The sequence below is a fragment of the Imtechella halotolerans genome (assembly GCF_028743515.2).
GTDB classification, from domain to species: Bacteria; Bacteroidota; Bacteroidia; order Flavobacteriales; family Flavobacteriaceae; genus Imtechella; species Imtechella halotolerans.
The window spans coordinates 2,698,928-2,722,628 of sequence record NZ_CP117969.2; the positions used below are offsets into that span (position 1 = coordinate 2,698,928).

19 protein-coding genes are annotated in these 23,701 nt (G+C 35.6%); 10 read left to right on the top strand and 9 right to left on the bottom strand.

What is annotated here, in order from left to right; translation table 11 throughout:
* Positions 1-39 precede the first annotated feature (39 nt).
* Both PT603_RS12045 and PT603_RS12050 read left to right on the top strand, forming a co-directional pair.
* Positions 40-2,805, top strand: a complete 2,766-nt coding sequence (locus tag PT603_RS12045) for a TonB-dependent receptor (protein ID WP_008236116.1) — start codon at positions 40-42, stop codon at positions 2,803-2,805.
* Between the two features lie 195 nt (positions 2,806-3,000).
* A complete protein-coding gene (locus PT603_RS12050) occupies positions 3,001-4,137 on the top strand; it encodes a beta-helix domain-containing protein (protein WP_008236115.1) in 1,137 nt (378 codons plus the stop codon).
* A gap of 131 nt (positions 4,138-4,268) precedes the next feature.
* On the opposite strand, the gene PT603_RS12055 is transcribed toward PT603_RS12050, so the two are convergent.
* The 3 genes from PT603_RS12055 to PT603_RS12065 all read right to left on the bottom strand — a co-directional run bounded on the left by PT603_RS12055 (position 4,269) and on the right by PT603_RS12065 (position 8,772).
* Positions 4,269-6,650, bottom strand: a complete 2,382-nt coding sequence (locus PT603_RS12055; protein WP_008236113.1) for a ribonucleoside-diphosphate reductase subunit alpha — start codon at positions 6,648-6,650, stop codon at positions 4,269-4,271.
* 123 nt (positions 6,651-6,773) lie between these two features.
* On the bottom strand, positions 6,774-7,751 hold the full coding sequence (locus tag PT603_RS12060; RefSeq protein WP_040488520.1) for a ribonucleotide-diphosphate reductase subunit beta: 978 nt from the start codon (positions 7,749-7,751) through the stop codon (positions 6,774-6,776).
* A gap of 445 nt (positions 7,752-8,196) precedes the next feature.
* Positions 8,197-8,772, bottom strand: coding sequence for a DUF3109 family protein (locus PT603_RS12065; RefSeq protein WP_008237236.1), 576 nt, complete (start codon positions 8,770-8,772; stop codon positions 8,197-8,199).
* Between the two features lie 101 nt (positions 8,773-8,873).
* On the opposite strand from PT603_RS12065, the gene PT603_RS12070 reads away from it, so the two are divergent.
* Positions 8,874-9,446 carry a MarC family protein gene (locus PT603_RS12070; protein ID WP_008237237.1) on the top strand — a complete coding sequence of 191 codons (573 nt, stop codon included), beginning with the start codon at positions 8,874-8,876 and terminating at the stop codon, positions 9,444-9,446.
* Positions 9,447-9,485: 39 nt separating this feature from the next.
* Entirely contained in the window at positions 9,486-9,683 is a 198-nt protein-coding gene (locus PT603_RS12075; protein WP_008237238.1) for a hypothetical protein, read from the top strand.
* A gap of 571 nt (positions 9,684-10,254) precedes the next feature.
* Here PT603_RS12075 and PT603_RS12080 read toward each other — a convergent pair.
* The 4 genes from PT603_RS12080 to PT603_RS12095 all read right to left on the bottom strand — a co-directional run bounded on the left by PT603_RS12080 (position 10,255) and on the right by PT603_RS12095 (position 13,377).
* Positions 10,255-11,844, bottom strand: a complete 1,590-nt coding sequence (locus tag PT603_RS12080; protein WP_008237239.1) for a S41 family peptidase — start codon at positions 11,842-11,844, stop codon at positions 10,255-10,257.
* Between the two features lie 42 nt (positions 11,845-11,886).
* Positions 11,887-12,312, bottom strand: a complete 426-nt coding sequence (locus tag PT603_RS12085) for a deoxycytidylate deaminase (protein ID WP_008237240.1) — start codon at positions 12,310-12,312, stop codon at positions 11,887-11,889.
* Positions 12,313-12,398: 86 nt separating this feature from the next.
* Entirely contained in the window at positions 12,399-12,983 is a 585-nt protein-coding gene (locus PT603_RS12090; RefSeq protein WP_008237241.1) for a HupE/UreJ family protein, read from the bottom strand.
* A 124-nt stretch (positions 12,984-13,107) separates the two neighbouring features.
* Entirely contained in the window at positions 13,108-13,377 is a 270-nt protein-coding gene (locus PT603_RS12095; protein WP_008237242.1) for a GlsB/YeaQ/YmgE family stress response membrane protein, read from the bottom strand.
* Between the two features lie 265 nt (positions 13,378-13,642).
* Between PT603_RS12095 and PT603_RS12100 the strand changes: the two genes are divergently transcribed.
* Positions 13,643-16,015 (top strand): TonB-dependent receptor, encoded by a 2,373-nt coding sequence (locus PT603_RS12100; RefSeq protein ID WP_008237244.1) that lies wholly within the window; start codon positions 13,643-13,645, stop codon positions 16,013-16,015.
* A 113-nt stretch (positions 16,016-16,128) separates the two neighbouring features.
* A complete protein-coding gene (locus PT603_RS12105) occupies positions 16,129-17,250 on the top strand; it encodes a PepSY-associated TM helix domain-containing protein (RefSeq protein ID WP_008237245.1) in 1,122 nt (373 codons plus the stop codon).
* A gap of 1 nt (position 17,251) precedes the next feature.
* Here the strand turns inward: PT603_RS12105 and PT603_RS12110 are convergent, their stop codons facing one another.
* Both PT603_RS12110 and PT603_RS12115 read right to left on the bottom strand, forming a co-directional pair.
* Positions 17,252-18,217, bottom strand: coding sequence for a hypothetical protein (locus PT603_RS12110; RefSeq protein WP_040488565.1), 966 nt, complete (start codon positions 18,215-18,217; stop codon positions 17,252-17,254).
* A gap of 139 nt (positions 18,218-18,356) precedes the next feature.
* Positions 18,357-19,079, bottom strand: coding sequence for a TerB family tellurite resistance protein (locus tag PT603_RS12115; protein WP_008237247.1), 723 nt, complete (start codon positions 19,077-19,079; stop codon positions 18,357-18,359).
* A gap of 154 nt (positions 19,080-19,233) precedes the next feature.
* Between PT603_RS12115 and PT603_RS12120 the strand changes: the two genes are divergently transcribed.
* The 4 genes from PT603_RS12120 (at position 19,234) to PT603_RS12135 (ending at position 23,699) form a co-directional block, all read left to right on the top strand.
* Entirely contained in the window at positions 19,234-19,644 is a 411-nt protein-coding gene (locus tag PT603_RS12120; protein ID WP_008237249.1) for a BrxA/BrxB family bacilliredoxin, read from the top strand.
* Positions 19,645-19,721: 77 nt separating this feature from the next.
* On the top strand, positions 19,722-20,456 hold the full coding sequence (locus PT603_RS12125; protein ID WP_040488566.1) for a lysophospholipid acyltransferase family protein: 735 nt from the start codon (positions 19,722-19,724) through the stop codon (positions 20,454-20,456).
* 264 nt (positions 20,457-20,720) lie between these two features.
* Positions 20,721-23,318 carry a SusC/RagA family TonB-linked outer membrane protein gene (locus tag PT603_RS12130; RefSeq protein WP_274237928.1) on the top strand — a complete coding sequence of 866 codons (2,598 nt, stop codon included), beginning with the start codon at positions 20,721-20,723 and terminating at the stop codon, positions 23,316-23,318.
* 45 nt (positions 23,319-23,363) lie between these two features.
* A complete protein-coding gene (locus PT603_RS12135; protein ID WP_274237926.1) occupies positions 23,364-23,699 on the top strand; it encodes a hypothetical protein in 336 nt (111 codons plus the stop codon).
* Positions 23,700-23,701: the final 2 nt, after the last annotated feature.

The following is a 23,701-nucleotide window of genomic DNA, read 5'->3' on the forward strand; positions in this document are numbered from 1 at the left end:
ACCGCTATATGTTCTTTGCACCAATATTTTAAAACACACATGAAAAACGTATTATTTTTTATCTGGCTATTAACTACTTCCCTGGTTGTAGCCCAAAACACAACCTCAATCCGAGGGACTATCACCGATAAGGAGATGGGTAATGAGCCCCTACCTTTTGCTAATGTGCAAATTAAAGGAATGTCTAAAGGAGCTACTACTGATATGGAAGGGAACTACTCAATTGAAGGTGTTGCTCCAGGAACGTACACAGTTATTTTTAGTTTTATTGGATACAAAACGGTGGAGGTTTCCAATGTGGTTGTTGTGGCAGGAAAAGATGCTCAAGTTAACATAGCTTTAGGTGCAGATAATGTTGCATTAGATGAGGTAGTAATTACGACTACTGTTAAGAAGGAATCTCAAGAAGCCTTGCTGGTTGAACAACGTAAAGCGTTGGAGATAAAACAAAGTATAGGAGCGCAAGAGTTATCTCAAAAGGGAGTTAGTGATGTTGCAACTGCAGTAACTAAGACTACTGGTATATCAAAACAGGAGGGTACTGGTACTATTTATGTGAGAGGATTGGGTGATCGTTATAATTCGTCTTCAATGAATGGGTTACCATTGCCTTCAAATGATCCTCAGCGTAAGAATATTGACTTGGATATTTTCACTACAGATATCGTTGAATATATTTCGATTGATAAGGTTTATAACAGTAAAATGTATGGAGATTTCGCAGGAGGAAATGTAGATATTGTTTCAAAAGATTATAACGGCAACGGTTTTTTAGCCTTAGGAGTTAAATCTTCTGTAAATAGTAATGCTATTGGAGAAGATAATTTTTACTTGCAATCAGGATATAATGCATCAGGGTTTAATAAAGTAGAGATTCCAAGCAATGCGTTAAGTGGATTTAACTTTAAGAATAAGTTAAATGCTGATACTACTATTCCTCTTGCGGGAAGTTTAGCTTTGACAGGTGGTAAATCGTTTTCAGTTGGTGAAAACAGTAGACTTAGTTTTTTTGCTACAGCTTCATTTGGAAATGAATATGGATATCAGTCCGGTGTAAATAGAAGTGCACAAGCTCAAGGAGAGTTTATTAAAAATTTTCGTAAAGAATCTTACGATTATTCAACAAATACCACAGGTATGTTTAATGTTGGTTATCGTATAAATGAAAAGAATAAATTAAGTTATAACCTTTTATATGTAAATTCTTCTAATCAACAGAAGGACGAGTATAAAGGGTATATTAGAGATATTGCTGAGGATGATAATGGAATTATTCAACGTTCGACATATGTGCAAAATACACTTTTTGTTAATCAACTATTAGGTGAGCACACTTATAATGAGCGCATTAAATTAGATTGGGGAGCTTCATACAATACCATTGTAAGTAATATGCCAGATAGAATTCAGAATACCATGCGTTATGATTTCAATCAATCAGGGTATGTTCTTGCTACTAATGCGACTACTGATAATCATAGATATTATCAGGATTTAGATGAGAGTGAGATTGCTGCCAATGTTACATTAGGATATCGTATTGGGAAAACGTCGGATGAAGAATATAAAGGTCGGCTTGTATTGGGGTATAATGCCCGTATAAAAAATCGAGAATTTGAAGCGACTCAGTTTAACTTTAGAGTGGCTTTAGATCAACGTAACACCTTGGTTTCTCCAGATAACTTAGACGCTTTTTTTAATCAAAATAATTATAATGCAGGTGCATTTGCAATTGAGACTTTTAGAGGAGGAGCCAATGTAGCAGGTGCTTTAGATCCTCAAGTTTATAGTGGTGATCAGGAAATCTTTGGAGGTTATCTTAATTTAGAATACCAACTAACTAACAAGTTAAGTGGGGTACTTGGAATGAGAGGTGAGCAGATTTATCAAAAAGTCTCTTGGAGAACTCAGTTGGATGATGTGGGGAGTAAAAATGATTTTGATAAAACTGCAATTTTACCTAATTTAACTTTGAAGTATGAGTTAAATGAGAAGCAAAATCTCCGTTTGGCAGCTAGTAAAACTTATACATTGCCTCAGTTTAAGGAAAGAGCACGCTTCGTTTATGAGGATGTAACGGAAGTAATTGTAGGTAACCCTTATTTATATCCTTCTGATGATTATAATTTAGATCTGAAATGGGAGCTTTTCCCCAATAGAGGCGAGATTGTTTCCTTTACAGGTTTTGGTAAGTATATTCAAAATCCGATTAATGAGATTACATTGGCGTCATCTACTAATGATATTGCTTATGTAAATACTGGTGATATGGGCTATGCAGTAGGAGCTGAAGTTGAAGTTAGAAAAAACCTTTGGAACTTAGAAGAAGATGGTAAAGAAAGTAGAATTACTGCTGGGTTAAATGCTGCCTATATGCATACTCAACAAGATTTAGATGCCAACAAGGTTAGAATAGAAACTAAAGGAAGTTATAATGTGAATTTTTCTAATACTGAGGATGGATTCACAGGGGCATCTGATCTGTTATTAAATGCAGATGTTACCTTTTATAAGCGTTGGTCTGAAAATAGAGATGTTATGATGGTATTGGCCTACAATCATTTTTCTGATAGAATCAGAGCTTTAGGAACTGAAACCAAAGGAAATATTGTTGATAAGGGAGTTGGGGCCCTTGATTTTATTTTGAAATCTAAATTATCCTCACGTACTAGCATAGGAATATCTGCTAAAAATATTCTGAATCCTGCCGTAGAGAGAACTCAACAAAATCCAGGTAATGAGATTTTAGTTGGATCTTTCAAAAAGGGGATAAATTTTGGAATAGGATTTAATTATCAATTTTAGATACTTTTAGAAACTTATAATAAGGGCGGATTCATTCCTATGAGTCCGCCTTTTTGTTGATTTACAATGTATAAACACAGCTAACTTTCTCTTAACAATGAACAGGAATTGTTTAATAAAACATTGATATTGAATTAACTTCTACAATAAACCTACTATAGACTTTTGTAGTATAAAAATTAATCAAACTACGTAATGAAAAAATCAATTGCAAAACTTTTTGGAATCTTAGCTATTTCTGGAGTCGTTTTAACTAGCTGTTCATCTAGTGATGATGATGAGCCAACATCTTCTTTTCAACTTGTTCCAAGTAATTTTAAGGGAGACATTAACGACGGACAAGTGATACTAAATGCTTCAACTGTTTATACACTTACTGGGAGATTGGTGGTTAACGAAGGGGCAGAGCTTGTAATCCCTGCCGGAACTGTAATCGAGGCTACTGGTGGAACATCTTCTTATATAGCTGTTGCTCAAGGAGGTAAAATTTCTATAAACGGTACTTCAACAAATCCAGTTGTGATGACTGCTTCCCAAAAGGAGCCAGGTGCTTGGGGAGGTCTTGTAGTGTGTGGAAAAGCACCTATCAATAAAGGAGAAACAGCTACTGCAGAGGTTTCTGACCTAACTTATGGAGGTAATGTTGCTAACGATAATTCAGGTGTAATTCGTTATTTAAGAGTGGAGTACTCGGGTGCTGCCTTTAACAGCGAAAAGGAGTTTAATGGGGTTTCTTTCTTTGGTGTTGGTAGTGGAACTACTGTTGAGTATGTACAGGTTCATGAAGGGTCTGATGATGGCTTCGAATTTTTTGGAGGTACTGTAAACACCAAGTATCTTGTTTCTACAAGTAATGAAGATGATCAATTCGATTGGACTGAAGGATGGTCTGGAACTAACGAAAACTGGTTTGGTAAATTAGGTTTAGGTAGAGGAAATAGAGGTATTGAAGCTGATAATAATTCTTCAAACCATGTGGCTACTCCAATCTCTAATCCATCGATTAAAAACCTTACTTTAATAGGTCTAGGTGATCAAGGAACAGAATCTCAAGCTATCAAATTACGTGTAGGTACGAAGGCAGTATTTGATAATGTTGTATTGAATAATTTCCTAATTGGTTTTGATGTACAACATGATGAGTCAATTTCTTATATTGCTGATGGAACTTTGAAAGCCACTAACGTAAAGTTTGACAACATCATTACTTTGAAGGCAAAATATAATCCTGCTTCATTAACGGAGATCTATGCTGAAAATTCTAGTGCTACAGGTGCTGGAAACGGTACTAGCGTACCTGCATGGGCTCAAGGATGGACTGTTGGCTTGTAAGCTATATCTCTTATTCATATTTAGTTTTTAAAAAGGTTGCTAAAAAGGCAACCTTTTTTGTTATATGCAGAATATAGTAATAAAAAAGGAGCGAATAATTCGCTCCTTTTTATACATAAGATCAGTTTAGGTTAAGAGCCACACATAAGGCAATCATCTCCTTCACTTGCTTTTGCTTGGGCAATCATTGCTTTCAGTTCATCAGAAGTTAAGGGTTGCGATTCAGCAGTAGGCTTCGTTTCTTGTTTTTTCTGTACCGTAAATTTAATGGCATCTACAGCGCTTTTAGTTCTCAAGTAATACATTCCTGTTTTTAGACCACTTTTCCATGCGTAGAAATGCATAGAGGTAAGTTTAGCCATTGTAGCCCCTTCCATAAAAAGGTTAAGTGATTGACTTTGATCAATGAAATATCCGCGTTGACGAGACATATCAATGATGTCTTTCATGCTTAATTCCCACACCGTTTTATAAAGTTCTTTTATTTCATGAGGAATGATATCAATCTCTTGAATTGATCCATTAGCACGCATGATTTCTTGCTTAAGATCTTCATTCCATAATCCAAGTGCAACTAAATCTTCCAATAAATGTTTATTCACAACTATGAATTCTCCAGAAAGTACACGACGAGTATAAATATTGGAGGTATACGGTTCGAAACATTCGTTGTTTCCTAATATTTGTGAAGTAGAAGCAGTTGGCATTGGAGCCATCAATAAGGAATTGCGTACACCATTTTTTATAACATCTTTGCGTAGTTTAGCCCAATCCCATCTGCCGCTTAGCTCTTCGTCTTTTATACCCCACATATTATGTTGAAACTCTCCTTGTGAAATTGGCGATCCTTTGAATGTGTCGTATGGACCTTCTTCTTTCGCTAATTCCATGGATGCAGTTACTGCGGCGAAGTACATCGTCTCAAAAATTTCCTGGTTTAATTTTTTAGCTTCGTCGCTGGTGAACGGCATGCGGAGCATAATAAATGTGTCAGCCAAACCTTGTACTCCTAATCCTACAGGACGATGACGGAAGTTTGAATTTTGAGCTTCAATTACTGGGTAGTAATTACGGTCAATGACTCTGTTGAGGTTGCGTGTTACTCGTTTAGTTACTTTAAAAAGTTCCTTATGGTCAAATTCTCCATTTTTTACAAACATAGGCAATGCTACTGAAGCCAAGTTACATACTGCAACTTCATCAGGAGCAGTGTATTCCATGATTTCAGTACAAAGGTTCGATGATCTAATAGTTCCAAGATTCTTTTGGTTAGATTTACGATTAGCTGCATCCTTATAAAGCATATACGGAGTTCCAGTTTCTATTTGAGATTCTAGAATTTTCTCCCAAAGCTCTCGGGCTTTGATTGTTTTTCGACCTTTACCCTCAGCCTCGTAACGCAGGTATAATTCTTCAAAAGAATCGCTATGAACATCATAAAGACCAGGACATTCGTTAGGGCACATAAGGGTCCATCTACTATCCTCTTGAACGCGCTTCATAAAAAGATCAGGAATCCACATTGCATAAAACAGATCGCGAGCACGCATCTCTTCTTTACCATGATTTTTCTTTAAATCAAGAAAGTCCATGATGTCTGCATGCCATGGTTCAATGTATATAGCAAATGAGCCTTTTCTTTTTCCTCCTCCTTGATCTACATAACGAGCTGTGTCGTTGTATACTCTTAGCATAGGAACAATACCATTTGAGGTACCGTTTGTTCCTGCTATATAACTTCCTGTAGCGCGCACATTATGAATAGAAAGACCAATTCCGCCTGCGGATTGTGATATCTTGGCAGTTTGTTTTAGTGTGTCATAAATACCATCTATACTGTCATCCTTCATAGTTAGTAGGAAGCATGATGACATTTGTGGTTTAGGTGTTCCGGAATTAAATAGAGTAGGTGTGGCATGCGTAAAGTATTTTTTTGACATGAGTTCATAGGTTTCTACTACACTCTCCATGTCATCAAGGTGAATGCCTACCGCAACACGCATTAGCATGTGCTGCGGACGCTCTACAATGTTTCCATTTATTTTAAGGAGATAGGAGCGTTCCAATGTTTTGAAGCCAAAGTAATCATAGCCAAAATCCCTATTGTAAATTATTGTAGAATCCAAAAAATCTGCATTAGCTTGAATAATGTCATGCACTTCATCAGAGATTAAAGGTGCTGCTTGTTCAGTACGCGGATTCACATAGTTGTAAAGATCGTTCATGGTTTCCGAGAACGATTTTTTGGTGTTTTTATGGAGGTTGGATACCGAAATTCGCGCTGCTAGCCTAGCGTAGTCGGGGTGTGTGGTGGTCATGGTAGCAGCAATTTCTGCAGCTAAATTATCCAATTCTGAAGTAGTTACCCCATCGTATAGACCTTCAATAACACGCATTGCTACTTTTACTGGGTCTACTAAATCGTTAAGACCGTAGCACAATTTGCGTACTCGGGCAGTAATCTTGTCAAACATTACGGGTTCTTGACGCCCGTCTCTCTTTAATACATACATACGCTACAAATTGGTTTTTAGTTAGTAATATTTCGGTATAGTGTCCAAAAACCCATACTGTTTTTTATAAAAAACAGTATGGAATCTTGTATATTGAATTCAGCTTAAAGCTGAGGTACGATTCTAGAAATCTGCGTCGAAACTGATTTTATTACCTTCCGTATCATTGTTCATTACGCCTGCTTTTTGATATTCGGAAACTCGCTTTTCAAAGAAGTTTGTTTTTCCTTGTAAGGAAATCATATCCATAAAATCAAATGGGTTGGTCACATTATAAACTTTTTCACAACCTAATTCTACTAGAAGACGGTCAGTTACAAATTCTAGGTACTGTGTCATTAATTTTGAGTTCATACCTATAAGGCTTACAGGAAGAGATTCTGTAATAAATTCCCTTTCAATATTTAGGGCATCGACAATAATTTCCTTAATGCGCTCTTTACTTACAGGTGAAATAAGGTGGTTGTTGTGTAGGTGAACTGCAAAATCACAATGCATTCCTTCATCTCTGGAAATTAGTTCGTTAGAGAAGGTAAGCCCTGGCATAAGGCCACGTTTTTTCAACCAAAAAATGGAGCAAAATGCACCAGAGAAGAAAATACCTTCTACAGCGGCAAATGCTATTAGACGTTCAGCAAAACTTGGAGACTCAATCCATTTTAAAGCCCAATCTGCTTTCTTTTTGATAGCAGGGAAATTCTCAATGGCTTTAAAAAGAATGTTTTTTTCTTTTTCATCCTTAACGTAGGTGTCTATAAGCAGAGAATACGTTTCAGAGTGGATGTTTTCCATCATTATTTGGAAACCATAGAAAAATTTAGCTTCGGAATACTGTACTTCATTTACGAAATTTTCAGCTAAATTTTCATTAACAATTCCATCAGATGCGGCAAAGAAGGCCAATATATGCTTAATGAAATAACGTTCATCATCTGAAAGTTTATTATTCCAGTCTGTAAGGTCTTGGTGTAAATCGATTTCTTCCGCGGTCCAAAAACAAGCTTCTTGTTTTTTATACCATTCCCAAATGTCCTTATGTTGAATGGGAAAAATTACAAATCGATCTTTGTTTTCTTGTAGTATGGGCTCTACTGCAGACATTTTTTTAGATTTTTTTACTGAGATTATTGACTTTTTTTTGGACGGCTTGGGAGTAACAAAGATTGAAAATTGAAGGCAAAAAAGAAAGCCATACTTATTCACAAAAGCCTTTAGTTTTTAACAAGAATGATGTTTTTTCTTACTAATGTTAAAAGGATAAAAAGGTATTAAATAATTGTTTTTGAGGCTATTGAAAACTGTTGAAAATTGAACAAACTGGTATGCAGTGTACTGCGGTAAATACAATTTTATCATAATAGATGCCTCATTTTGATGTGAAGATGTCTTCTGATTACAAAGTTGTCTAGAGTATTTTTTGAAGATTTTTTTAGTAATTGAGATTGGTGTTACATGCATTCTATAGTAATCATTTTTAATCTGGTTTGGTATGAATGAAAGTATAGAATTAAATGATATTGAAATTTTAAGATTATTGTAGTGTCATTTAGTTCTGCTCTTTCATTGCTTTGGCAACCTCCTCCAGTTCTTCATACCACTGATTTCCAAATTTACGGATGAGAGCTTCTTTAACGAATTTATAAACTGGGACAGTTAGCTCTTTTCCAAGGCTACAGGCGTTGTCACAAATATACCAGCGGTGATAATTTACTGCGGAGAAATCGGAGTATTGTTTTACCCTGACTGGATAGAGGTGGCAAGAAATAGGTTTTTTCCAATCTATTTTTCCTTCATTGTAGGCTTTCTCAATTGCGCAAAGTGCCACTCCTTTGTTGTCGAAAATCACATAGGCACAGTCTGCTCCATCAATTAAAGGAGTCTCCCAATCTCCATCTACTCCCTTAATATAGACTCCTTGAGCTTCAATAGCTGTTAATCCTTCAGGTCGGAGGTACGGTTTTACACTGGGATAGATACTTTCTAATATAGAAAGCTCACTTTCCTCTAGAGGGGCTCCTGCCTCTCCATCAATACAACATGCGCCTTTGCAAGCACTAAGGTTGCACACAAAATCATTGCTAATGATTTCTTCAGAAACGATGGTCTTGTCAATTTGAAACATGCCGCAAAGGTACACATCCTATTCATTATACGTGCTAAGTTTTACAAATCTTAAAGATATGTACTTAGTTATGATTACTTTTGCTTCAAAAATTTGAGGATATGACATTGAATTTTAAAGAAATAGCTACCGCAAGTATGATTCTCTTTGCTGTTATTGATATTGTTGGTAGTGTCCCTATTATTATTGATTTGAGAAAAAAGGTGGGTCATATTCAGTCTGAAAAGGCGTCTATTGTAGCCGCTGTTATTATGATAGTTTTTCTTTTTTTAGGAGAGGAAATACTTAATCTCATTGGAATTTCGGTGGAGTCTTTTGCCATTGCTGGTTCCTTCATATTATTTTTCTTGGCATTGGAAATGATTTTAGGAATCACCCTATATAAGGACGATGCGCCCGAAACGGCCTCTATTGTTCCATTGGCCTTTCCACTTATAGCTGGTGCTGGAACCATGACTTCTTTATTATCATTACGAGCGGAGTTTGAGGTTCAGAATATTATAGTTGCCATCCTAGTTAATATCATATTTGTTTATATTGTGCTTAAATCTTCCAAACGAATTGAAAGAGCTTTGGGCAAACAAGGTATTAGTGTTATCAGAAAGGTTTTTGGGGTAATATTATTAGCTATTGCCGTGAAATTGTTTACCACCAATATCAAAGGATTATTGTAAATTTGCAATTGCCTAAAGGCTTAAAAAATTTAATACGTAATGAAATATGTTTACTTGGTACTTGGAATTCTGGCAGTAGTGCTAATGATTTTTAATAGTACCCAAATTGATACAAATGCTCCTTTTAAGGGAGATAGTTTGGTTGCTATTATTGGTATTGTAGCGCCGTTGTGTGCTATACTACTACTTTTAATAATGCATCTTTCTCAAAAAATACAACAAAAGTTAAAAGACTAATTCCAATTGTAGGATGTATTAATCTCCAATTGAGGATCACCCTGAAATGCAGTATGCATTGGGATTAAGATCTGCATGTCTGAAATCTTTTATAGTCCATGATAGAGTGTGGATTGTATTGAATTAGAAAGATTCAACCTTGCCATATACGGCGGTTAATAACCTTATTGGTTTTCTTAAGAAATTACTTAGAAAACCATATTAGAGATTCCTAAAACTAGTTTGCTAATTTATGTCCAACTGTTATTTTGTTGTCCTAGGGCTAGAAGGTGAATTAGTTGATTGGTTCAGATTAGGATTTTTTAACTAGGTCGATATAAAGGGCATATGGAAAAAAGGGTGATTGTTGTTTCCAATTGTTACCATTTTATTTATATCTTAAGCATTATCCCTTTTATACGAGTTATTAAAGTAGAATTTGAGAAAATCTACTGAATAGACCATTATAAATGGAGCTAAGGCTTTGCCTACTGTCAGCTAATACAGATTTAAATGTTCTGATTTAATTAATCTATTGAATGATGGCTAACAGAGATAAGTATAGAGTACTATCAAAATTATTTAATATAAGTTAATGAGAGGTACTTAACATTATTACTTTGGACAGAGCATTATCATCTTTATTTACAATACGCTCATAAGCGTTTTCACCAAAAAGCTGTTCTGCAATATTTGCCTTTAGATATTTTGCAATTTCTGAATGATATATGTTAAGGTCTATCTTTAATCGACGTTGGGCTAAATATTGATTGAAATTCTGAATAAGTGATTCAGGCACTTCATAGGTAGTAATAAAATGATCTTCGTCATAATCTTGATATTGGTTACGATCACTATCTAAGTGTTCAAAAATAAAGAACGAAGCCAATCCAGATCGAAGAATGTAAGTTACGGTTTCATCCTCAATACTCGCCGTAAGGGGAATAAATACATCAGGAATAATTCCACCACCACCGTAAACAATTTTTCCTTTAGGGGTTTTAAATTTCAACGAATCTGCAACCTTAATACTGTCGATTGATTGTAGTTCACCACTTTCAAATCTTTTTAAATAATCCTCATAGTAGTTTTTTGTGCCGTTTTCATAAGAGCGTTGAATTGATCTACCGGTAGGAGTGTAGTATCTAGAAATGGTTAGGCGTACTGCGGACCCATCAGGTAGAGGCATTTCGCGCTGAACAAGTCCTTTTCCGAAAGATCTGCGCCCTACTATTGTCCCTTGATCATTATCTTGTAGTGCTCCAGCTATAATCTCACTAGCTGATGCTGATTTTTCATTTATTAGAACATAAACATGGTTGTTTTCAAATGCTCCTTTTTTAGTTGCAAAGGTTTTTTCAATAGAGCCTTTTTTATTTTTGGTATACAGAATTAGTTTTTTGTCGGCCAAAAACTCGTCGGCTATTTGTTCAGCTATATTTAGGTACCCTCCAGGATTGTCTCTTAAATCTAGCACAAGTTGCGACATTCCTTTATTTTTCAATGCGTTAAGGGCATTCATAAATTCTTTATAAGTAGACTCTGCAAATCGATTGATTTTGATATATCCTAAGTCTTGAGTCAGCATATAGTAACCATCTACACTTTTGATAGGGACTTTAGATCTATTTATTGTGAAATCTAATAAGTTTGGAGATCCTTTCCTGTGTACCTTAAGATTAATTGAAGTATTTGGCAATCCTTTTAGTTTTTTCACCACGGCTTCACTTTCCATTCCTTTGCCGTATAAGGTATCTCCATCGGCCATAAGAATGCGATCACCTGGTAATATTCCTGCTGGCATGCTAGGTCCTCCTTCTAGTGGACGAATTACAGAAAGGCTGTCTTTATACATATAAAAACTTATTCCTATGCCTACAAAATCTCCTTGCATATTCTCAGCAACCTGCTGTGCTTGTTCCTTAGGTATGTATACTGAATGCGGATCTAGTCTCTCAAGAATATTGTTTACAGTAAGGTCTACAATACTATCTGTATTTACTTGATCGACATATTCATATTCAATATAGTCTATAAGTCGATTCAATTTAGCTTTATTTGAATCTGTAGTAAAAAAGTCTTCTGGAGTATTGCTAAAACGTAATTTTCCACCAATGACAACCCCTACAGCTAACGCTGTTGCAAGTATAAGTGGCCATAAATACGTTTTATGATTTTTCATCACTTAAGTTCTTGATATTTTCTATTCCTGTGCTCTGCTAATTTAGATTTCTGAAATATGTTTAATTGTAACGCCAGCACGTTCAAGAAATTGCAATCCTGAATTGTCTTTATAGGCCTCCATATAAACTACGCGAATTATCCCTGATTGATGAATAAGCTTGCTGCACTCTTTACAAGGGGAAAGGGTAATATAAAGGGTAGCCCCTTGACATGATTGGGTTGATGCGGCGACCTTAAGGATGGCATTGGCTTCCGCGTGCAGAACATACCATTTGGTGTAACCTTCTTCATCTTCACAGTAATTCTCAAAACCGGTGGGAGTCCCATTATAGCCATCAGAAATTATCATTCTGTCTTTTACTATAATAGCTCCAACTTGTTTACGTTTGCAATAGGATAATTTTCCCCATTCTGCAGCCATACGAAGGTAGGCTTTGTCATATCGATCTTGTTTTTCTTCAGACATGTAGTACGGCAATTGTTAGGTAGCATTGTACAGGACGAAGATACTGTCTTTGATATGAATAACCATACCTAGGAAGTTAATTTCTTCTAAAAAGGATAGGTTTCTAGGAGCATTGGGATAATGATACCAATAACCATAGAAGAGGTGATTAACATCCAATCTTTTTTATTGAAACGAAATATTGATTGAACAATAAAACTGAACAGTAACACTACCATAACAACTATGATTTGCGCAGTTTCAATCCCTAGGGCAAATTCTATTAAAGGAAGAGCCTTGCTTTCCTGGTCAGCTATAATCTGACGGAAATAGTTTGAAAACCCTAGGCCGTGGATAAGCCCGAAAAAGAGTGTTATAAAAAAGAGTATTCCTAATTTTTCTTTGCGTGGGCCTTTTCCAGCAGTAAATATGTTAAGTAAAGCTGTAATTAAAATAGTTACGGGGATAAGAAATTCTATGAATGATACTGAAACATTTACAATGCCAAATACAGAAAGGAAAAGTGACAGTGTATGCCCTACAGTGAATATTGTAACTAACAAGAGCACATGTTTCCAGTCTTTAAAGGTATAAGGTACTGTAAGTGCAATAAGAAATAATACATGGTCATATGCATTGATATCCAATACATGGTGTAAACCAAGATTAAAATAGAACCAAAATTGATCCATAATATAATTAAGTTTTAAGTGGGTTGTCCAAATGTACAATAATATTTTGGATAGCATTAGGTTAAAAAAAATCACACTATAATGTGTGATTTTTAAGTCAAAGATTGAGTAGTATAAGGCACTGTCATTTAGCTGATTTTGTGGCTGCTATTTTTTTCCATATAAAAAGTACGATAAGTCCTCCTAGAACGGAAAATAACCAATCCATTGGACTCCAAAAACGTGTAGTATCTTCGAGCACTCCAAAAGCTCTACCTACAAACCCTCCGATAAGGGCTCCGGCTATTCCTATGAGAACAGTTACAACGAATCCTCCAGGATCCTTGCCTGGCATAATAAGCTTTGCAATTGCACCAGCAATAAGACCGAAAATTATCCACGAAATTAATCCCATAAATACCTCTATTAGTAAAATTAGTACTACTAATATATTCAGAATCAGTTTATTTTCCTAATAAAATTTTGACAAATTTAGCGGTGTATACTTTCTTTCTCTCATTTTCTTCTCGTACACTGATTTTTGAGATTGTTAAAGTATAAAATTATTGTGCTTTAACACAAGTAGTTATATTTTCTTATTTGAAATAAGTCTAAATAAATTTGTTTTTTATGAGTTGACTATTACCTTTGCATCGTTATTTTAATTAAATCTAAATAAAATGAAATATTGTTTTGTTTTTTGTCTATTATTAGCTTTTCAGATAACTTCAGCCCAGCAAAAAAGCCTGAGGGGTACAATAGTTGATGAACAAGAGCAACCTATAGCTTTTGCGAATGTTCTTATACAAGGTACGTCTATTGGTGTTTCTGCAGGTGAGGACGGTGTGTTTGTATTACATAATCTCCCTCAAGGCCAATTAAAATTACGTGTAAGTGCTGTCGGTTTTAAAACAATTCTCCAGCAAGTAAATGTGAGCCCAAGCATTAACCTTACTATTGTATTGCATGCAGATAATGAACTTGACGAAGTGGAGGTATTTGGAAACCGTTTTAAACATCCAGATAAAATAGAAACACTCACAAGACTCCCATTAGCTCCATATGAGCAGATTCAGAGTATATCTATTATTTCTGATAAGCTTATAGAACAACAAGGAAATCTTACCATCGCCGATGCTACGAGAAATGTGCCTGGCGTATACACTTTCGCAACTTATGGTAACCGCAGTGAAAGTATGTCATCAAGAGGGTTTAGGGGCATACCAATTCTTAAAAACGGTGTGAGGGTACATTCTGATTTTAGGGGTACAGGGATTTTAACTGATATGCAAGGAGTTGATAACATCCAGGTTCTTAAAGGAAGCGCTGCTATAACACAAGGAGTGGCTACTGATTTAGGAAGTCCTGGCGGAGTAATTAATATAGTGACTAAAATTCCAAAATATACTTCAGGAGGTACTGTGAGCTTGCGTGGGGGAAGTTATGGTCAACTTCGCACTACATATGATGTATTTGGAGCAATGAATGAAAGTAAAACTTTAGCTTACAGAGTTAATGGTGCACTTGAACGTGCCGATAGTTATAGACAAGGAATTTCATCTGAAAGATTCTATATCAATCCGTCTTTTCAATGGAGATTAGGGGAAGGTACCACAATTACCGCTGAAATGGATTATTTTGATGATAGTCGTACACCCGATCTTGGTACTGTAAATCTTGATGATATTGATGAAAATGCAATTTATAGGTTACCTTTTAGTCAATATTTAGGGTATAGTAAAGACAAGGCAATAACCCACAATAGCACCTATTCAATTCGATTTAATCATGAAGTAAGTAATAAATTGAAATTAATGGCTGCCTATTTTAGTTCGACATTAGATTTACAGGATAAAAGGGCTAGTTTAGGAAGTTATATAGTAGAAAATGGAGAACCTGTGTATAATAAACGTAAACGAGGATACACAAATTCTTCACGAATGGATAACAATAAAGTTTTTCAGGTAGATCTCATTGGGGATGATATTAAAACTGGTAAAATAAAGCATAGTTTTCAAGTAGGATTTGATTATCGAACTAATGAGCTTGAGACCTCTACCAAGAGTGCTTCAGTGGTCGATTCAATAGATGTATTTGCCTCAAATTCTCATCAATTGCCTTCTATTATAAATTATGGGCCTGAAGTAGTTGTTGAAACCACTTCAAGAGCTATAGGTGTGGTAGCCCAGGATGTAATAAGTTGGAATAATTGGTTGAAAACCTTCTTGGGTGTAAGATACAGTACAACACAGACTTCAACTGCCACGGAAATTACTCAAAATGATGCTTTTAATCCATTGATGGGGATAATATTCAATCCTTATGCAAACGTGAATGTTTTTGCTTCATATACTAATAGTGCGTATCCTCGAACTGCTTCTCGTTTGGATAAAAATGGGAGTGAGTTAGGAAATGAGCGTTTTGATCAGTTGGAAGCGGGTGTAAAGACCAATTGGTTGGATGGTCGATTACGCCTAAATGTTACCCTGTTTAAAATAAATAATAGGAATATTAATCTGCCAGTTTACGATGAGAATTGGGTAGCTACTGGATATTATCAAAAGGGAGGTAATGACGAGCGAAAAGGAATTGAAATTGAACTTTCTGGTCGTATAATAGATAACCTTGAAATAATAACAGGGTATTCATATATCGATGCACAGTATAAAGAACATACCTCCTTTGTGTATGGATCATCGCCACTTAATACGCCCAAGCATACATTCAATGCCTATGTGAATTATAATTTCACTAATGCTCTAAAAGGATTGAGCATAGGTGCGGGAGGTTACTATATTGGGGAACGCCCTATCAACGATTGGAGTGCAGGACCTATTACTCATCAAGGAATTGAACCAAAAATAAAACCTTTCAATTTGGAAGGATATACACTAATAAATCTGCAATTGGGGTATCGAATTAGTTCCAACTGGAATTCTCGATTATTGTTAAACAATATATTTAATCAAATAGGGTATAATGCATACCGAGTTAGTTACATAAACCAGATTGATCCTAGAACTGTTGCAGGTTCAATTAGTTACACCTTTTAAGGAAAATGCGGTAAATGTATTGGATTTTACGCTACATTTGCCGCCGTTTTTTTTAATGGGATGGGACTTGTCAATTATAAGCTCATAGTATATAAAGCAATAATTAAAAATTCATGAAAAAACAAAAACCATACAGCGTAAAAAAATTTATTAATGATGTTCATTTGTGGTTGGGTCTCATTAGTGGGTTGGTTCTATTTTTAGTTTGTTTAAGCGGAACAATCCTTACTTTTGAAAAGGAGATTAAAGGTTGGTTTTCTAGCCCAATGATAGTTTCTTCTGATGTTAATTTTCAACCACTTTCGAATATAGTGAGCAATGTGGAGCAACGCACTGGAGGGAAGGTGATAAGTATAACCTTACCGGAAGCAACTGCAGCTCCTTATGAGTTACGGGTGAAGACAGATCCAACTTCACGAAGAGGTACCGCATTTGAGGTTCATCCCGAAACAGGTGAAATTGTCAAGCCAGGAAAAACTCCTGTAGATGAATTTATGATGTTTATGTTTAGGATGCATAGGTGGTTGTTACTTGACACCTCCGTTGGGCGACCAATAGTAGGAGTTTCGACTATAATTTTCCTGATAATTTCAATCACAGGCATTATATTGTGGTTTCCAAAAAAATGGAAATGGAGAAACTTTCGTCAGGGTTTTACCATTAAGACATCAGGGAATTGGAAACGGATAAATCATGATCTTCACAATACTTTAGGCTTTTATGCCTGCGTTTTTATTGTGATTATGGGGATAACTGGGTTATGCTGGTCGTTTGAAGGATATCGTGATGGTTTGGGCAAAATAGTTGGTGCCCCCATTTTTGGAGGAAATACTGAAAAGTTTATTACGGTTTTAGAAGATGAGGTTGAAAAAATCTCACTTAATGATGTGAAATCTCTAACCGACAAAGAATTTCCGTATTCTGGAAAAATTACAATTTCGCTTCCATTAGGGGATGAAGGAGTATATCAAATTCGTAAATATAACACCGCAGGATGGTCGCCGGTTGCTACAGATGTATTGGTTTTAGATTTATATGGCTCCGTTTTACTGAAAGAGTTTTTTTCTGAAAAACCATTAAATGTCCAATTTGCCTCATTGATTAAGCCCATTCATACTGGTGAGATTTTTGGAATTTTTTCTAAATGGATTTATTTTATAGCGTGTTTAATAGCTACAAGCTTGCCTGTTACAGGGACATTGATATGGTGGAATAAGCGAAAAAAGAAGCGTTAATTTATTGGACAGTAAGTAGTTTAATAAGTTTTCTGGTCACTATATCGGGGGTTTCTGAAATAAGTAAATAACTTCCCATATCAAGTGTTGCTGTAAAATATCCAGTAACACCAGCCCCCATTTCTTGTACTCCACCCATAAAAGTGAATCCCTCGGGTGCCGGAGATCTAAATGCCTTAAAGTCTCCCGAATTAATCCATGAAATAACTTGATTTATATCAGCTTCAGCTTCAACCTTCACAAGATTGACATCATGACCAACAAAGTTTTCGTAGGTTTTTTGATCAATATAATGTACGCCGAATGTATAGGTCCCTGGTGCTATAGAATTGTCCATAGTGATACCTTGTTGAGTTGAGATTGAAATATTAAAATCTGCAGTAGGTTCTTCATTTTTATTTTTGGTGTCAGTCACTGTTATTTCTTCAAGCATTCCGTAAACTACGTGTGGAATACCGTTACTCATTCGAACGTAGCATTCCATGGCATATTTTCCTGGTGACAAGTATATGGTTGTTGTGCCAGAATGATGTGGAGATAGTAGGCCCACTCCTCCAGAAAATATAACATCTGAATACCAGGCCGGAATTTTATCGAATTCTTTTAGGCCATCAGTAATTTTTCCTTCGTTCATAAGTGTGTAGGCATCTCTAAAAGGAGGTATTAGCTCATTTTTATACTCCTCAATGGTTATTCCTTCCGGTAGTTTTTCTAGTACGAAAAAATGCACCTCGCTTGAATTGTTTTTGTATTCGAAAGTAGTCCAACCTGAAGGAATCTTTGTTGGAACGTTGAATTCCATATTTTGGGTGATTACTTCTATTATTGTGGAATTTGAGGTTGCCTCATTAATTGTGGTTAAGGGTTTTGACTGGTTTTTTGAATCAGTCTTGCAGCCAATAAGTAGTGATACATTAACAAGAAATACAATAAAATAAAATGTTTTAATGTGAGCGCATGTTTTCATATAAAGAACAGTTTAAACGTTAATTTATAGGCTACATGTGCTTTCGGGATGAGGGGCAGTAGTTGAAAGCTTGTCGTAAAATTACAAAAATTATTGAAAATCAGCTTGTTGTGCACTAGCTACCTGTAAGTTTTAAAAATTAATTCATTGATCTTTCTTTTTGAATTTGTTCGTAGGCCATTTGAACCTGTTTAAACTTTTCTTCTGCGCCTTTTTTTATAGCTTCATCTGCAGTATTTACTTTGTCAGGATGGTATTTTTTTGCCATATTACGATAGGCTTTTTTAACTTCCTCATTACTAGCATTCTTGTCAATTTCGAGGATAGTATATGCATGATCAGCATTTTTGAAAAACATAGCTTTTATGCTTTCATAATCATTATGAGAAAGGCTAAGAAAGCTTGCTATGAGCTTGAGTTGTTGCTCTTCAGCAGTACTAACAGCTCCGTCTGCCTGGGCAATCCCAAATAAAAAGTGGATTAATTGCAAGCGAACCTCATAACGAGTACGCATTGCTAAAAAACGACATATGTTTTCAGCAGAAACCTCTCTGTTTTTTACTACTTCATTAAAAGTACGGAAAGTGGCATTAGCGCGATCTTTACCATAGGCTTGGACAAAATATTGGCGCACATAATCAAGTTCACGCTGACTTACCTCACCATCAGCCTTTATGATGATGGCACAAAGTGAAAGTAAATTTAATTCAAAATCAGAAGGAGAAACTGTTTGGCGTCCAAAAGAAGTTTGTGTGTACGTTTTTACCGAAGTATTTTCAAATACACTTCCAATTAAAAAACCTATAATGGCTCCCGGGAATCGGAAAATAAAATAGCCTATTAAGGCAAAAGCCCATTTCATATGTTCAATTTTGTGCAAATATACTATTTCAATCTAAACCAATTTTAGTAATAAGAAAAGCTTATGATACAGTAGTTACGATTGTGTTAATGCCGTACTGGTTAGGTCATTTTTATGTATCTTTGTAAGGAATTTTAATAAAAACTTTTTAGATATGTATCCAGCAGAGTTAGTAAGACCTATGCGTGAAGACTTAGTTTTAGCAGGTTTTGAAGAATTGCATACATCCGAGGCTGTTGAGGCGGCTTTGGCTCAAAAGGGCACTACTTTGGTTGTGGTTAATTCGGTATGTGGATGTGCTGCTGCCAATGCTCGTCCAGGGGCCAAAATAAGTTTGATGAATGACAAGAAACCAGATCATTTGGTAACTGTTTTTGCAGGCGTAGATCGCGAGGCTACAGATACGGCTCGAGGCTTTATGCTTCCTTTTCCTCCTTCATCACCTTCAATGGCTTTGTTTAAAGATGGTGAATTGGTTCATATGTTAGAACGTCACCATATCGAGGGAAGACCAGCCGAGATGATTGCTGAAAATTTAAAAGATGCTTACAACGAATTTTGCTAGTAAGTAATTGCTTATAAAAACCTGATCAATGAAACGGTCAGGTTTTTTTATGTCTTATATTCTTTAAATACTACAATGTGAGAAAAATTATTGCGTATCCACTCTCTGTTTTCTATTTTATATGCTTTGGGCTTTTGTTGGTGTTATTTCATCCAATTCAATGGATTTGCTTGAAATTTGGGGGATATAATGCTCATAAGCAAAGTGTAGACATGTTAAACCTTTGTCTTACGAAATGTTTGCTTCTGTTAGGAACTTCAATTCATTTTGATTGTAAGGTAAAGCTACCTAAGGGAGTTCCTTTAGTTATTGTGGCTAATCATCAAAGCATGTATGATATTCCTCCAATCATATGGTATATGCGAAATTTTCATGCAAAGTTCATTAGTAAGCAGGAGTTAGGCAAGGGGATCCCTAGTGTTTCGTTTAACTTACGACATGGGGGTTCGGTTTTAATCGATAGAAAGGATCCAAAACAGGCCGTTCCTGCTATTAGTAATTTCGCAAAATTTATTGCTCATAATTCTTATTCTGCTGTTATTTTTCCGGAAGGTACTCGGAGCAGAAATGGGGTTCCAAAGCCATTTCAAACAACTGGGTTAAAGATTCTATTTAAAGAACTTAAAGATGGTTACGTAGTTCCTATAAGTATTAACAATTCGTGGAAGACTCATTGTTATGGTTCTTTTCCTATGGGAATTGGTAATAGAATTGAATTTAAGGTGCATCAAGCTTTACCTATTAGAGAGTACCATGTTGAAGAGCTTATTACTCTTGTAGAGGCCACTGTAAAAAAGGACATAAAAGTTTAGTTGATTTGTAAAGGTCTACAAAAACTTCTTCTATTAAAAATCTATATCAACACAAGGTGATATAGATTTTTTTGTTTATCAAAGGTTTTTCATTATCCAGCTTTAACTGAATGTTGAGCAATCTAAATGTTTTTACAATCATACAATCGTAAAAAATTAATATAAAAATTAATTATTTCATAATATAAAAGTTAAATTTATATGTTAAAAGTATTTTAAATCTAAAAAATGTCTAATTAAATCATTAACTAAAACACCAAAATTATGAAACAAAACTCTTTCAGAAACACATGTGTTGTTTTGATGTTGAGTTGCTATGCAGTTTTGTCTGGTCAGGGCATTGTAAGTGGTGTAGTAACTGAAGCGGATTCTGGGATGCCCATTCCAGGAGCTAACGTAGTAGTCAAAGGGACCAATCAAGGAACCGTGACTGATTTTGACGGTAAGTATTCAATAGATGTTAAGACGTTTCCAGTAGTACTTGTTTTTTCGAGTTTAGGATTTTCTTCAAAGGAGGTATCTGTGAATACGGCCAGTGTATTAAATGTTACGTTGTCCGTATCTGCGACAGCGCTGGATGAGGTTGTTATAACAGGTTTGGCTACTTCAGTAAAAAGAAGCAATTCCGCTAATGCTGTTGCTTCCATATCAGCTCAAAAATTAGTTGGTGTGGCTCAACCTCAGACATTGGATGGGGCATTAGCCGGTAAGTTTTCTGGAGCAATAGTTAGTTCTAATTCTGGTGCTCCTGGTGGAGGTATGTCAGTTAAATTAAGGGGAATAACTTCGGTTTTTGGAAATTCTCAACCTTTATACATAGTGGATGGGGTTTACGTTGATAATTCTTCTATTTCGGCGGGTCTAAATGCTGTATCAGCTGCAGCTGGAGGCGGGAGTTCTTCAAATCAAGATAATCCATCTAACCGTATAGCAGATTTGGATCCAAATGATATCGAGAATATTGAAATTTTAAAAGGTGCTTCAGCAGCAGCAATTTACGGATCACGTGCAGCAGCTGGGGTTGTCATTATTACTACAAAAAGTGGAAGAAGTGGGAAAACACAAATTCAATTGACACAATCTTTAGGGTTTAATTCTGCTATTAATTTGTTGGGAATGCGTAATTATGATGAAGATAAAGTGAGAGCTTCTTTTGGAGATGCTGCCGTTCCGAATTTTATTGCAGCTAGAGATTCGGGCAGGCTTGTAGATTATGAAGATGAACTTTATGGTGATACAGGATTTATTAGTAATACAGCATTTAATATAACGGGAGGAAATGATCGGACAGGTTTTTTTGCAGGATTTAGCCATAAAAATGAAGAGGGTATTGTGAAAAGAACAGGTTATGAGAAGACTTCTGTAAGACTTAATCTTAATCATAAAATTTCGGATCAATTAAAAATCGGACTGAATTCGAATTATATAAATTCTTCAACAGATAGAGGATTCTTTAATAATGATAATACTGGGACTACTATTGGTATCGCATTGACTGGTACACCTCCATGGGTAGATCTTTTTCCTGATGCAAATGGAAACTATCCTGATAATCCCAACGGTGCCTCAAATCCTCTTCAGACAAGGGATTTAATAACAAATAATGAAGAGGTTAATAGGGTAATAATGGGAGGGAGCGTTGAATGGGATATTTATAATACATCTCGTTCAAGTTTAAAACTCACTGCTAGAGCTGGACTAGATAGCTATGATTTATTAACGAAGGCTATATTTCCTAAAGTACTCCAATTTCAAAAACCCTCTAATGGTGGAGTTAATGGAGTCTCAGTTCAGGGTACAACAGTTAATAGAAACATTAACTTTAGTGGATTTTTAGTACATAACTACTTCACAAATAATAATCTACATTTTAGAACACAGGCAGGTATTACTAGAGAGTTTTTTAATCGTAATTCATATTTAATAACTGCCCAAGATCTGATAGCCTCAGAAACCAATATTGATCAGGCTGGATCGCAACAAGCTACACAGTTTCGTTTAAAGCAGGAGGACTCTGGCTTTTTTATTCAGGAAGAGGTTAACTATCAAGACAAATTTATTCTAACCGCTGGATTACGTGGGGATAAATCATCCAACAATGGTGATGCTAATAAGCTTTATTATTACCCTAAGGCCTCATTAGCAGCGAATCTAAATAATTTTGAATTTTTGAAGATGTCAGGTGTAGATCAACTAAAGTTGAGAATTGCATATGGTGAAGCAGGTAATTTTGCCGCATTTGGATCTTTATTTACTTCCTTTAATAGTACCCTTATTGGAGGTATAGGAGGAACTGGTGTAAACGGAATTAGTTTAACGGGTGTATTAGGTAATTCTACTATAGAGCCAGAAAGACAGAAAGAACTTGAATTAGGTTTTGACTTTAGATTTTTAAAAAATAAGGTAGGCTTAGAGTTTACCTATTATACTAAAAAGGTTGATAAATTAATTCTGAACGCTGCCAATGAACCTTCCTCAGGATTTGGTACAGAGGTAGTTAATGCGGGAAGCCTCGAAAATAAAGGAATAGAGGTTGCTTTAAATGTTAAGGTTGCTCAATCTGATGATTTTAATTGGGACTCGAGTTTAAACTTCTGGAAAAATAAATCTGAAATTACTAAACTTAATATACCCGCTTTTAATTTAGGAGCATTTGGGGCTACCTTAGGGACTTTTCGTATTGAAGAAGGGAAGAGTGCAACACAAATTGTTGGGATAAGCCCAAACGGATTGCAAGTATTTGGAGATGCTGAACCTGATTTTCAAATGACTTTTAATAATACGGTTCAATATAAAAACGTTGAACTTTCATTTCTTTTTCATTGGAAGCAAGGGGGCGACAATGTTAATCTTACTACCTAGTTAACGGATCTTAATGGTACAAGCCATGATTATGATGATACAGGTTTGGATCCTTCAGGTAGTTTGGCAAATGGACCTTATAGAGTTAGTCAGCTTGGAACTTCTGCAAAAGTTTTTGTTGAAGACGCATCCTATTTAAGATTGCGTGAACTGGGGCTTTATTACAGAATTCCTTCTAATTTATTAAACAATTGGTTCGGGAATTTTGTTTCTGGAGCAAAGATTGGGTTTACTGGAACGAATCTTTTAAACTTCTTTGACTATAATAGTTATGACCCTGAGGTATCAAATTTCGGGTCCAATGGAATTTCAACTGGGGTGGAAGTAACTCCATTTCCATCGTCTAAGCGATTTATGTTTCACTTCTCTGTTAATTTCTAAAA